This window comes from Paenibacillus sp. J22P218 (genome assembly GCF_056269195.1).
Genome location: NZ_JBWDNL010000002.1, coordinates 138,550 through 150,795, shown reverse-complemented (window position 1 = coordinate 150,795; position 12,246 = coordinate 138,550). Strand labels below are relative to the sequence as shown.

Here is a 12,246-nt window from a genome sequence, read left to right as displayed (position 1 = left end):
TTATGTTCTGCGGTCTGTCCATAATTCAAAATAACGTCCCCTGCCACTCCTTACTCATCTTCTCGTGCGCCCGCTTAACGTACTTGTCCACCGCGCCCTTGCTGATCGCCAGCGTCTTTGCGATATCCGCATGGCTATAGCAATGGCCGAATGCGAGCGTGAAGCACTCTCTTTCTTGCGGGCTCAGTATCTCAAGCGCGTCACGCAGCCTGTCGGCTTCTTCCGGCGTGAGCGTCGTGCCGCTGCGGCTGTTGTAAGCATTCGAGAAGTTCGCCATGATCATCGGGTCCATCAGTACAGTGTTCTGATATACACTTCTCCGTTCGATGCCGCGCTTGCTGCCTGGTCGGCGGCCGCTCTGCATCCAGTTGATCGCATAATTTACATCCGAGATCGCACCGCGCAATATCTGTTCGTCGGGATGCGTCCCATCTTCGCCCGTCGCAACGATCGCCTCGCGAAGCAGTTGGTGCGTCCTTCTATATCCGGCTTCTAGTTCCTTAAACTCCACTAGGAAGCCACGTTCATCGAGCTCCGGTATCTTCTCTTGCTTCTTCCTCTCACCCACTCTCGCTCACCCCTTTGGTGGGAGCGCCCCAGCCGAAGCCGAGACGCTTTATGTTAAATTTTCGATACGAGCCAAAATGCTAGAAACCACCAAGCCATGAACAGTACGTTGCTGAAGGCGATGTTCCAGTTAATACGCTTATTCAAGATTGTCCTCGTCTTCACGATGCTGGCCGTCATATTCTGGGTCATGCTCATTCGGGTCAGGCGCATCAGTGAACTGCGTATCCTCTTCCTCGTTTTGTTCACGCATCGGATCGGAGTCGTCGTCCTGGTCTCTTTCCTCAACAGAACTTTCATTTTGGTCATCAGCAGCGTACTCTTGAGACTCGCCATCGTGCTCAACTGGCTCTCCCGCACCTTCGCCTCCCTGTTGGCCGGCAACTTGATCGATTGTCATCTGACCGGAATCTTCGACGTTCACGGTCCCGTCAGAGGCAATTGTCCCGCGCACGCCTTCCCGCGGCTCCTCCCGCTCATAATCTTCGATATCAGACTGCGAGCTGCGGATATCAATAATGACTTCGCCGGTTTGTTTCAAGCGGGCAAGCTTAACGATTTGCTCGTCTGACAGATTGCCACGGACGAAGAAACCAAGCTCCGTCTCATCCTTCTTGTTAGTGTTATTCTTAGTGAAGTTCACGTTTACGGAAATTTTCATATTAAATCGCTCCTCGGAATAATTTTTGGAATAATTTCAATTACTTTTGACCAATGCCCGCTTGCAGCAGAGCTTGGTTTACCTCGAGCTTGCCGATTCCGAGCCTTCTTGCTAACTCCTTACGCGGGAGCTCGTGGTGCTGCCGAAGGAATGCAATTTGTTCCTTAGTCGGCTTGAATGTTGTCAGCCTGTTTAATAACAGATCATCCTCGACTACTTCGGGAGTGCCTGGAGCGAGGCCGTCGATCGTGACCTCGTACTCCACTTCAGTGACCGTGTATTTGAAGTTCCTCTTCTTCCCTTAGCGCTCAATAAATTCGTTCTTCAGCTGCGATACGAAGCGGTTTGCAACGGCCCTTAGCGACCATCCTTTGACCTTGACGATTTTCGGGTAAGTAATCATAGGATCAGAACGGATCATTTCAAGCAATTCAGCCTGTTTTGTGCTGATATAGAGCATGCTAGAGACTCCTCACTCAAACATATGTTCGGTTCAATGGCAGCAGAAGGCCCTTAACCCTCTTCAAACTGCTGTAAACATATCCAATGAATTTCCGATAAATAACTTAGATAGGGGGATTAAAATGTTTAATACCATTGTTAAAGCTTTAGATTTTGTTCTTTATGTCGTGAAGTTTACTTCTTATTCATTGATTGCAACGTATTTATATTTTCAAATGAAAGCGAACGATTTACCTGGAAGCGAGAAAGTAGATCAGTTTATTCAATTAATAGATACAAATCTCTTTCCATTTCTTATTGGAGCAGCTGCAGCAGAAGCACTTCACATATTTCTTAGACCGTTCCTAAAAATAGCTGAACTGCGAGAAAAAAGAGAGTTAGAGAAAATAAATAGTTTTTACGATCGCCTCTAATCATTTACATGTATCAGTATCCATTCTGCTGCGGCTCATGGTTGACGGCATTCTTGGCTACATATGCTTCGGCGATTTGGTCCCATGTGAACCCAAGCATTTTACCAAGAGAGAAGAAGGCATCGAGAAGTCGTTGGAAGCCTTCTCTCGTGTCCCTACCAGTCTCATGTAGAAACGACACGTTCACGACCCAATTAAAGCTATGGTTGAATGCCTCGGTAATACTGATGAATTCCGAGGACAAATCTTCGTAAAAGTAACCGTGCAAATTTTTTACCGTTTGTCGGCCAATCGATAAAATGAAATGAACGCAATCTACGTACTCTTCGAGAAGCTTAACAGGCTGCTTCAGCGGGAAATGGGGGTAATCTTCGAAATCAGGGATATACTCGTCATTGGCCGCAGCATATTCGGACTTTGTACAATTCCAACAACGTTTGCACATACTGGCGCCTGCGTCAGCCATAAAAGGAGTTGGTCGTGTATATTCGACCTCATCCTCGCAATAATCGCATTTTTCAAGCGGGAATAGTCTCGGTGTTTGCCGATCACTCCAATGCTTGAAACCGCGCCATTCATTTGCCAGCTCGCCGAGCTCTACCTGCAGCGCAAGCACCGTGTTCGGCAGCAGGTCTTGTCCATCAAGCCCCATCTCCCGAATGATCCGCGCATCGAGGTCTTTTTGCATTTGATAGAGATACTCTAAATCGTATTTCATCTTTGATCGCTCCTCAGAATATAGTGATTCCCTTCAAACTGAATCTTAGTGTGCTATCGCGTAAGCCATCCTTTTCACCTAATCACCATCTTTTCGCATTACCGCCCAATGCTGTCGATGCAAATGCGTGCCGCGATGCTTGAACGGACGTAATGACGAAGGCTCATATCGAATCTCACTGATCGTGTACCCCGATGATCCTCGATTCAGCAGCTTAAAACCCCGCTTGACCAAGTCCCCAATGGCCGCATCAAGCTCAGCTTCACTCATCCTCTGAATCCGAATAGGCCTCATCGCTTTGATCCAGCATGCTTGTCAGCTTTGCCGCTGCGACGCTTTTTCTTCCGTGCAATCTCATTGCGGGCTGCAGCTTTGTCGGACACTGAAGCGCCCGGGTCGTTAAAAGCGATCTCGTACAACTGTGCTCGAGTGGCTTTACGCCAGCTCAATTTCATTCAAATCGCCTCCATTTAGAAACGTATGTTCGGTTTAAAGACAGCAGAAGCCCCTTCACCGAGCGCTTGCGCGGTTATTTACACACTGGCCGCAGCCTTCTTCTGTTTGTTCTCCTCGCGCTTCTTGACCGTATACTCCTCGAAAGTAATCCATCCGCCGAATTTCTTAACGTATTTCATCACAAGAAGCGGAGGGAACTCTGGGAAGGTATAATCGAACAATTTCCGTTTGATCGGGAACTTTTGATCCTCCGTCCCTTTCACGTCAATCAAAAGGACCTTTCCGGAGAAATATGTCACCTTAAAATCCGGTGAATAAGTCACCGCTTGATGCTTCATTCCATCTTTCTCGAATTTCGGGACAAGTGTGAATTTCGGCTGCAGCTCCACTAATATCGATTGTTCTCTTACGAGCGGTAGCAGCTCCTCCAGGTAATATTTCGCTTCGAGCTTCGAATCGAAAATGATCAGACTGTCCGAATCCAACCCTCGTTCCCGCAAATCTTTGACTTGCTGGCTACTGATCTCAACAATCGACTCCGTTTCCAAGTTGAGCAGCGCCTTCTTTGCGTTGTACTTTGTTCTTACTTCTTCACCTTCAGCCACTTTCTTTTTACCGAACCGCATCGGTAGCGACCTCCCTCATTCCGATAATTTGAATTGCCCGCGGCGCGCCGGGGCTGCCACGCTTAATGTATCCCTTTTGTTCCAATCGCTCAAGCTGACCATGTACGGTTGATGAAGAATGTAGGCCGACAGCTCGGGCAATCTCCCTCGTAGAAGGTGGATAGCCGTGCTTACCAACGAAGTTAGTTATAAAATCGAATACTTCACCTTGCCGAGCAGAAAGCGGCTTGAGCCCAGTAACTAACTGCGGCCGCTTCGCCTGCAGCTTTTCTACCAGCCGCCGATTCGCTTCTAGTGCCTCACGCATAAAAGCAAGTCCCATCGCCTCTCCTTCATCTAAGCAGGCGTTTGCCCTTTGTATGAGTTGGTCGTCTGTCATGATGCTGCTCCTTTCGCTTAACTAGGCCGTCGTTCAAATATTCGGCCGGAGGAATGAACACTTCGCCTATCACCTTGCCGAACGATTTAATTCGAATGGTGGGTTTAGACTTGAAATATGGATCGTATTTAACCGGCTGCCTCACGATTCATTCGCCTCCCGTTATTCCATTTCTTCAAAATCGTCCAATGTCGATTGCCGCAGCAGGTTAACCAGCTTCCCGTAATTTTTCATGAACACGGCTTCTACTGTCCCCGTAGAACCATTGCGCTGCTTTGCGATAATAATTTCGATGATGTTCTTCTTTGATGATTGCTTATCGTAGTAATCGTCGCGGTACAGGAAAGCTACGATGTCAGCGTCCTGTTCTATCGATCCGGATTCCCGAAGGTCGGACATCATCGGGCGCTTGTCCTGCCTCTGCTCAACGCCGCGGCTGAGCTGCGACAGTGCGATAACTGGCACTTCCAGTTCTCGAGCGATTTCTTTCAGCATCCGTGATATTTCGGAAACTTCCTGCTGCCGGTTCTCTCCCGGGCGGCCGCGCCCCTTTATGAGTTGAAGGTAATCGATAAGAATCAGCCCGAGCCCTTTCTTCTTCTTCAAGGCAATACACTTCGATCTAATTTCATTCACCGTAATACCAGGCGTATCGTCTATGAAGATATTCGCATCCGAGAGGACGCCGATCGCGTGCGTCATCTTCTCCCAATCGTCATTCTCGAAATAACCGGACTTCATCTTCGCGCCGTCGATGCTGCCCTCAGCGGAAATCATTCGCTGCACAAGCTGCGCCGCTGACATTTCAAGGCTGAATATCGCGACGGTTTCTTTCGCCCGAACACCAACGTTTTGCGCGATGTTCAGCGCGAAAGCCGTCTTGCCGACCGACGGCCGCGCTGCGACAATGATTAAATCACTTTTTTGGAATCCGGCCGTCATATTGTCCAAGTCAGTCAAACCACTCGGGAGACCGGTAACGCCCTTGTTTTCATGGCGGTTAACATACTTCTGCTCCGCCTCTTCAAAGACTTGAAAGAGAGCATCCTTCATCGTTACAAATGCGCGCGCCGGCTTATTCGCATTCGTCAATTTGCTGATCTGCTTCTCAGCCAGTGCGACGAAGCCGGATACATCCTGCTCGTCCCGCGCATGATTGTATAGCTGCCGCGCTATTTCGATTGAATCGCGCCGTAAGGCCATATCAAGAATGATGTCGGCATAATACGATATATTGCTCGCTGTCGGAACTGCATTCGCCAGTCTAGTGAGAAACGATACTCCGCCGACATTCTCCAATTGATCTTGATCCTGCAATTCGGCCGATAACGTGACAAGGTCGATCGGCGTGCCGGCCTTGCGAAGCTCGAGCATGGTTTTGTAGATCTTTCTGAGCGCCTTATCAAGAAACTTCTCGCTGCCCAGCCTTCCGGCGATCTCTTCGATCGCTTCCGACCTCAATAGAATCGATCCAATTACCGATTGCTCCGCCTCGCGATTAAATGGCTGAACGTTAACCTCTTCCTCAAATAGTCCGTTCACCCGCCATCCCCTCCTCGGAGTTTTGCTTTTATTTCTTCCCAATAGCCTTCAGGCGGGGCGGCATCCGCAGATGACCAATACTCCAGGTAAGCGAGTTGTTCGGCAGCCTCCAGCCGCAATACTGCGTTGTTCTGAACGGGCTTTAGGTCATAACGTGCAATGTCGGCTATTTTGGGGAAGTACGGACTCCTGTCGATATGGTAGTTAAGATTGCTAACGCCCCATGCAAACGGAACATCGGCCAATCGTTCCTCCCATACTGCAATCGTTTCATCCTCGAGCTCAATTTGGTTCGGGTAAGCTGCCGACGCTTTGAATAGGATGAATCGTGCCTGTTGCTTCTCCATTGCCGCTCACCGCCCCGCCTAGGAGTTTTTCTTTATTTTTACTGAGCTTGGACTGTTTTGATGGTGATGGATCTTTTGAGACCTTTGGGTAAAAGGTATATGGATCTCTGTCGGAAAGGAATTTCATGAAATGTTCTTTTCCCAAGAAATCTTCCAATCCCCATCTAGTAGATAGCTTGTATGCAGGATCATTAAGAATAGCTTCATAGTTCGAGATTGCACCCATGATTTCTTTCATTGAGTATTCACTGAGTTTATACCTGATCTGAAGCTCAATGTGTGGAGTCGACTTTCTGTGTTTGACCAGATTCTTACTCATCCAGAAGTCGTATATTTTCTTTATCATTCCTTTTTCATTATTATCATTATTGTTTATATCCATCGACTGTTCCCTACCTTCTCCATCAACTGTTACTTTTCCGTTACCCTGATCTTTAACAGGCTGGTATTTGTCATAGTTTATAAGGGTTATGAGCGTGTATTCTCTGTTACCCTTACCGCGATCTACAGAAATCATGTCGTTAAGTATTAAAAATTTCAGAATGGCGTCAATCGTCTTGGGATTAGGCACCTTTTTCTTCCGCCCTTCATACCAACCAATGGCTTCTGCAATATCGCGCACTGACGTGAGGTGTTGCCCCCGCTTGATGAGCATCCTTGTTCCATCTCGCATAGGAATTTCGTTGTCGGCATGATTAACGATATATTTCAACCATTGCCAGAGACGATGATACAGCGGGGGCATTTTCCAAATATCAGAGCTTAATTCCTGACGGTGATCAAGGATGTAACCCTGCATTCCACCTCACCCGTTCAAGTTTTAGTTTCTTTGATGTATTTGTTAAGTAGCTTGTCCGCAGCGAAAGCAAGATCACGGATCCGCCCGCCTCCCAAGAAAAGCTGATGCAGGTCGATGAATAGGAGTTGATCTCGAAGCGCTTGAGAAACTGCTCGTTCATCAGCCAATTTTTGCTGCAGTTGTGCAACGTTATTAATCAAACGTTCCTTATCGTATCGCAGCTTGTCGTTACTCAACTCGACTTCCTTGAATTCTGAATACGTGTAAAGTAGTTTTCCATCCGGATAATGAACGCCTGCCGGACCGTCATTGTCCACGCCTTTCACGAAAAAATGACAATCCTTTAAATAATCTACTTCGAATAAATGGCCGTCTTTACCGTAATACCAAGTCGATGGATTCGAACCGTTTGTTATAAGGACTACCACTTACACCACCGACCTTTCGTTCCTCCAAACGACCGGAGAAAGCTCAGCATAAGAAGGGATCCATTCCGGCTTCCCGTACTTTGCCACATAAGTCAATTTGTTGACCCATTCGTCGACCGGCTTCTCAGCATGCAGCGCCTTAAGCAACGCCAGAGTAGCCTCAACATCATTCAATGCTCGATGCGCACCCTCCAGCTTAATTCCGTATTTATCGCACATGTTTTCAAGCTTGTGCGGAAACGGCGTCCGATCCCTGGAGATCGTAAGCGTATCGATAAACGGGTTGTCGAAAGTGATTCCTTGAATCCGGAACATAGCATAATGCAAGAATGATAGATCGAATTGAGCACTATGAGCCACAAGCAACGTTTTCGGCCCCATGATCTTGCGAAGCGCTATGAACGCTTGTTTTTCTTCCATGCCGCCCTCAAGATCGGCGTCAGTAATTCCAGTGAGCTCGGTGATCTTTGACTCCAGTACCCCATCATATTTAACGAAGGTCCGGAACTCGGAACCCGTTATACCGTTGATAACGCGAATCGCAGCCATTTCAATAACCCGCTCTTTTACTGGGTCGAGACCAGAGGTCTCAAAATCAAATACACAAACGTCATCCAGCAAGTGCTCCCTCTCCTTATCTTCCGGCGACGTATATCGGCCTGCCGGTTAGTTCTTGTAACTCACGCTTGAAAAGTGCCTCATCGCTGTTCGTGTCGGATAGATGGATCAACCATATCTCCAATACTCTGCTCATATCGTTCGAGCGGATAAATTCCTTCATGTTCTCCAAGCTGAAATGCGATCGTATTAATCGGGACTTCATCGCCGGAGGCACACGGCCGGAAATGATGTTGGAGTCCAAGATGTCCATGCTGTAATTGCATTCAATCACTAAGTGCGTTAGCCCCGAAAACTTATAACGAATGTAGTAGGTATCTGTAGCGAAGAGTAGCTTCTCTCCTGCTTGGTTAGCGAGCAAGAAGCCTAGCGGCTCAGCGACATCATGCTGCACGTCAAACGGTAGGATGGTCCATGTGCCGATCGTGAATTGCTTAAGCGCGCCGATCGTAATCACTCGATGTCCATGCAGCTCGGCGGCGTTAGCTGTTCCTTCAGAACAATAAACATCGATGCCAGCTTTCATGAGGTCTTTTGCCGATTTAACATGGTCACCATGTTCATGCGTGATCAGGCAGCCAGCAATTTCGCTTAACCGGAAATCGAAGCCTCGCTGTATATCTTTGATCCGAAGCCCCGCCTCGAGGAGAAGGACGGTCGTGCCGTCCGTCACTCGATATGCGTTCCCCGCGCTACTTGAGCCTAGTGGGGTTATGCTAATCATCAGAATTTAGGGCCGGTTGCTGAAGCATCCAATGGCGGCTCTTGCGAATTTACCGTTTCACTAGAGTTACCATCGTTTACAGGAGCGCTAGATTCGGCAGACGGCTCTTGTTGCCCATCGCCTTCAGGATCAATGGTTCTTGCTTCAAACTCGACATCAATCGGAGTTGTATTTGCTTGCTGCTCCACCTCTTGTCGGGCTGCCGTGTAACCTTCATCCGTAGCTTCGTTATGGATCATTTCGACAAACGCGCTTCCAAAGTCTTTAGGAATCTTCTTAACAACGTTGTTTCGCATTTTACGAACAATCATGGATTCACGGCTTTGATATTCAGACCATGCCGGGCTGATCCATTGCTGCAGCTCCGGATCATCAAGAGCATTCAGACCGAGATCCGCAGCTTTCTTCAGCATTTCAGCCTTCTTCACCGCAATCTTCTTGGCTTGCTCTGGGGTTGCATCATAACGAGTTTTTCCAGCCGCCAATATGCCGAATGTCTCGTTCATCATGCTGTTGCTGATATGAGCGAGCAGGTTCTTTGAAACATCCTCCCGCTCGGCGATGTAGTAGTGAATCGTCTTATCTTCGTGCAGGACTGGATAAACGACACGAACCACGTTGCCTTTCCCTGTTTGTTCCCACACCGGCGGCTCATATTCGACACCTCGGTATTTCGGATATTCGAATTTGTCATGTTCTCGAACTAGCCAGAACGGATACACTTTCGCGACGTCTCGCCCAAAATTCGAAAGTATCGCATCATTGCCGTCCCCTTCGATACCCATTTCAATCTGCTTCTTCCAGACATCCTTGCCCTCAACCTTGACCTTCACATTTCGGATCTGGAAGTACACTTCCCGCGGGCTTGCTGCTGCATTAAGTTTGAGAGCAGCGACGTTTAGCAGGTTTGTTGTCAGGTTGTTTTTATCAAGCGAGGGGTCACTGAACGTAATGCCCTTCGAATCAAGCGCCGTATTGATGGCAGACAAAGCATTCATGACGCATTGTTTCGAATATTGGTCCATGTTGATCCCATTGCCTTCTAATTGGCCTTGAATCATAGGCAGGAATGTATCGTTCACCTTGGTTAATGCCGTGGAATAAACTTGTTTCGTCATATGTCATCCTCCGTTGGTTTTATTGGTTTACTTCGACTCGTAGTTGCTTGTCCGGCTTGCTAACGATCAATCGAATCTGCTGTCCTGTCGTTTCCACCAACTCGGTGACGGCCTCAGCGTTATCAATGAAGATCGGCGCAGAGACTTGGTAATGACGGGATAATGTCTCGATGATGTCGAGCCCGGAGTTAAGCTGTGCTGCTCGGTTGAGGCCACCGCTATAAGGAACAAGATTCGGACCATACAGCGTCTCGCAGACTTCGTTGATTGCGCCATTAACCTGCGTCTCGAACAACTTGAAGCGGACGTTTCGGAACATTGAATTGATTCGTGTTTCAAGCAAGCTCACTTTCGTCCGGATAAATTCGTCTGTGACATACAACTGCCGCTCGAGCTCTTCATATTGTTTTGCAAGAACCTTCTCCTCGGCTTTCAGGACCTCAATTCGTTCACGACCCTTTGCGGTAGCTTCATATGCCCCACGGTCACGCTCTAGTCTTTCAGCTTCAGTTCGCAGGTTAGCGAGTTCCAGTCGTGCAGAATCAAGCGCTCCAATCGATGCCGATCGCAAGCCAGTCAGCTCACTCTCAACCTTGGTAATTTCCTGCTGCTTAGCGATGTAGACCGGGTCGGTATCCACGACCTGAATGCCTGCTTCCAGCTTGCTGAGCGCGTTCTTGGCTACCTCGATCTGCTTAGATGCTGAATCCTGTTGTGTCGTCAACTGCTGAAGCTTGCCCGCGAGATTCTTGCTCTCCGCCTCTAAGCGCTCAACTTCTGTCTTAGCAGCTCCGCCTTTTTGCTCTATCGATTCGATGCGTTCCGACCTTGATCGGTTAAACAATCCCTCTGCCTTCTGTCGTGCCGCTTCAATTTGGTCATCGGGCAGCTGCTGGCCACATGCTAAGCAGCTTGTATCGTCATGATTATGGGAGAATGTATCTCCGTTGACTTGATGCCACTGATCGCGAAGCTGTTTCCTCACGGCGTTTTGACCTGCAATTTCTTGGTCATTCCGCTTGATTTGTCCGCCAATTTTGCTTATCTCGTTCTCGATATCGCTCAACTGACCCTGTAATTGGCTGACCGTCCGGCGTTGCGCGGAAACCTTATCGAGCGATCCGGATTGAATGCTGTTCTTCAACTGCAGCAGTTCGCCTTGGAGTTCACGCTTGCGGTTCTCCTTAACGGCGATCTCTCCGCCTGACTGTATCCTGGAAAACTCCGACTCTTTGCCGGCAATCCGGCCGCGAAGGGCTTCCAGTTGAGCAACGACCGTATTCTCGTCTGGACCATCAATAGCCGGCATTGTCCGTTGAATCTCTGAAATCCTAACCGGAATCTCCTTCAGTTCGTCATTGATGCGTTTCTGATCGGCTTTAATCTTCTCACGATGCCGATCCATCGAACGCCCCTCAAGCAAGTCCGGCAACTGTGCCAAAGCAGTATTGCTTGCGATAACGTCTTCGTCTGTAATGTCGCCGCATACGTCCAACAGCAGCTTTCGGCGCTTATTCTTGTCATACTGCTCATTGAAGTAAGTAGGATTCGTCAACAGTTTAAAGGTCTCTTCGTCGATGAAATCGGCGATCTCTTCTTCGTAATCAGACTTTTTGACTGGGGCGCCATCAATAAAGTAATCAGTCGAGTGACCGCTGAACTCCTTCGTTGCCGAACCGCGCTTCTTGGTCCAGTCCTCCTTGAACACCTTTCGAAACGTTCGGCGTTGCCCATTGATAAGCAGCACTCCCTCGACCGTATGCTCGAGTTGGTGGATCGGCTGGCCGGAGGCATCAAGCGTTTTGATCCACTTCTCGGGCTGCGCCTTATCGCGGCTGTCTTTATTGAAGAGAAGCCAGAAGAATCCATCGAAGAGCGTCGTCTTGCCGGCGGCGTTGTCGCCGTATACGTCCAGGTCGCTGCCTTCTGCTTCGAGCTTGAAACTTACAAGACCCTTAAAGTAGCTGAAGGCTAGAGAAATGAGAGTGAGGCTTTTATGCATGTCTCCACCTCCGGGACGTCCGGTGAGGATTCACGCTGTGTCGAACGCGGATCGAATCCGGATAACCCTCATGAGCCGGGTTAGTACCGAGAACAGTCTTGCCCGGCTTGTACGGCTGCTTGTCCGATTTTTCGCGTTTGAAGCGACGATTCCGCTTCATCTCAGCCCATTGACGCGCCGCCATCACTTGCGCCAGCAGCCGGCGACCCGCTTTGCCTTGTTCCGTGAATCCGTAATTAATTGCCATGATTGATTTCCTCCGATTTGTATTTGTTTAGTAATGTACCTGAGAAGCAGCCGCCCTTTTCGGGGCCACCTCTTTTGATCCGCCAACCGCTACTGCAGTCTTGATCGCCGTTACCGCCGCGCTGACATTCGGAGCAAAC

The 12,246-nt window shown here is 48.7% G+C and carries 19 protein-coding genes; 1 reads left to right on the top strand and 18 read right to left on the bottom strand.

Translation table 11 applies throughout. The features are described from left to right. Positions 1–25 precede the first annotated feature (25 nt). The 4 genes from AC0YN0_RS09560 to AC0YN0_RS09545 form a co-directional block, all read right to left on the bottom strand. Positions 26–568 carry a sigma-70 family RNA polymerase sigma factor gene (locus tag AC0YN0_RS09560; RefSeq protein WP_475821072.1) on the bottom strand — a complete coding sequence of 181 codons (543 nt, stop codon included), beginning with the start codon at positions 566–568 and terminating at the stop codon, positions 26–28. Positions 569–706: 138 nt separating this feature from the next. Further along, positions 707–1,228 (bottom strand): hypothetical protein, encoded by a 522-nt coding sequence (locus AC0YN0_RS09555; RefSeq protein WP_475821071.1) that lies wholly within the window; start codon positions 1,226–1,228, stop codon positions 707–709. A gap of 40 nt (positions 1,229–1,268) precedes the next feature. After that, entirely contained in the window at positions 1,269–1,493 is a 225-nt protein-coding gene (locus AC0YN0_RS09550; protein ID WP_475821070.1) for a hypothetical protein, read from the bottom strand. Between the two features lie 36 nt (positions 1,494–1,529). Next, complete coding sequence (locus AC0YN0_RS09545; RefSeq protein WP_475821069.1) at positions 1,530–1,688, bottom strand: hypothetical protein; 159 nt, start codon at positions 1,686–1,688, stop codon at positions 1,530–1,532. A 124-nt stretch (positions 1,689–1,812) separates the two neighbouring features. Between AC0YN0_RS09545 and AC0YN0_RS09540 the strand changes: the two genes are divergently transcribed. After that, the gene (locus tag AC0YN0_RS09540; RefSeq protein WP_475821068.1) at positions 1,813–2,103 is read left to right on the top strand and encodes a hypothetical protein; all 291 of its coding nucleotides are present in this window, start codon (positions 1,813–1,815) and stop codon (positions 2,101–2,103) included. Positions 2,104–2,116: 13 nt separating this feature from the next. On the opposite strand, the gene AC0YN0_RS09535 is transcribed toward AC0YN0_RS09540, so the two are convergent. The 14 genes from AC0YN0_RS09535 to AC0YN0_RS09470 all read right to left on the bottom strand — a co-directional run bounded on the left by AC0YN0_RS09535 (position 2,117) and on the right by AC0YN0_RS09470 (position 12,107). Further along, the gene (locus AC0YN0_RS09535; protein ID WP_475821067.1) at positions 2,117–2,821 is read right to left on the bottom strand and encodes a dUTP diphosphatase; all 705 of its coding nucleotides are present in this window, start codon (positions 2,819–2,821) and stop codon (positions 2,117–2,119) included. 78 nt (positions 2,822–2,899) lie between these two features. Further along, the gene (locus AC0YN0_RS09530) at positions 2,900–3,091 is read right to left on the bottom strand and encodes a hypothetical protein (RefSeq protein WP_475821066.1); all 192 of its coding nucleotides are present in this window, start codon (positions 3,089–3,091) and stop codon (positions 2,900–2,902) included. 20 nt (positions 3,092–3,111) lie between these two features. After that, positions 3,112–3,276, bottom strand: coding sequence for a hypothetical protein (locus AC0YN0_RS09525; RefSeq protein WP_475821065.1), 165 nt, complete (start codon positions 3,274–3,276; stop codon positions 3,112–3,114). A gap of 78 nt (positions 3,277–3,354) precedes the next feature. After that, positions 3,355–3,903: a DUF1064 domain-containing protein gene (locus tag AC0YN0_RS09520; protein WP_475821064.1), complete on the bottom strand. Its 549-nt coding sequence runs from the start codon at positions 3,901–3,903 to the stop codon at positions 3,355–3,357. Then, entirely contained in the window at positions 3,890–4,282 is a 393-nt protein-coding gene (locus AC0YN0_RS09515) for a LexA family protein (protein WP_475821063.1), read from the bottom strand. Before AC0YN0_RS09515 ends, AC0YN0_RS09520 begins: the two co-directional genes overlap by 14 nt. Positions 4,283–4,444: 162 nt before the next feature. Next, complete coding sequence (dnaB, locus tag AC0YN0_RS09510) at positions 4,445–5,824, bottom strand: replicative DNA helicase (protein WP_475821062.1); 1,380 nt, start codon at positions 5,822–5,824, stop codon at positions 4,445–4,447. Next, positions 5,821–6,171, bottom strand: coding sequence for a hypothetical protein (locus AC0YN0_RS09505; RefSeq protein ID WP_475821061.1), 351 nt, complete (start codon positions 6,169–6,171; stop codon positions 5,821–5,823). Before AC0YN0_RS09505 ends, dnaB begins: the two co-directional genes overlap by 4 nt. Continuing rightward, on the bottom strand, positions 6,107–6,970 hold the full coding sequence (locus AC0YN0_RS09500) for a hypothetical protein (protein ID WP_475821060.1): 864 nt from the start codon (positions 6,968–6,970) through the stop codon (positions 6,107–6,109). The genes AC0YN0_RS09505 and AC0YN0_RS09500 overlap by 65 nt, the downstream gene beginning before the upstream one ends. Positions 6,971–6,984: 14 nt before the next feature. Beyond that, on the bottom strand, positions 6,985–7,296 hold the full coding sequence (locus AC0YN0_RS09495; protein WP_475821059.1) for a hypothetical protein: 312 nt from the start codon (positions 7,294–7,296) through the stop codon (positions 6,985–6,987). 102 nt (positions 7,297–7,398) lie between these two features. After that, positions 7,399–8,019 (bottom strand): 3'-5' exonuclease, encoded by a 621-nt coding sequence (locus AC0YN0_RS09490; protein WP_475821058.1) that lies wholly within the window; start codon positions 8,017–8,019, stop codon positions 7,399–7,401. 13 nt (positions 8,020–8,032) lie between these two features. Further along, positions 8,033–8,740, bottom strand: coding sequence for an MBL fold metallo-hydrolase (locus AC0YN0_RS09485; protein WP_475821057.1), 708 nt, complete (start codon positions 8,738–8,740; stop codon positions 8,033–8,035). Continuing rightward, a complete protein-coding gene (locus AC0YN0_RS09480; protein ID WP_475821056.1) occupies positions 8,740–9,858 on the bottom strand; it encodes a hypothetical protein in 1,119 nt (372 codons plus the stop codon). The genes AC0YN0_RS09485 and AC0YN0_RS09480 overlap by 1 nt, the downstream gene beginning before the upstream one ends. Before the next feature lie 19 nt (positions 9,859–9,877). Further along, positions 9,878–11,860, bottom strand: coding sequence for a hypothetical protein (locus AC0YN0_RS09475; RefSeq protein WP_475821055.1), 1,983 nt, complete (start codon positions 11,858–11,860; stop codon positions 9,878–9,880). Next, the gene (locus tag AC0YN0_RS09470) at positions 11,853–12,107 is read right to left on the bottom strand and encodes a hypothetical protein (protein WP_475821054.1); all 255 of its coding nucleotides are present in this window, start codon (positions 12,105–12,107) and stop codon (positions 11,853–11,855) included. Before AC0YN0_RS09470 ends, AC0YN0_RS09475 begins: the two co-directional genes overlap by 8 nt. Positions 12,108–12,246: the final 139 nt, after the last annotated feature.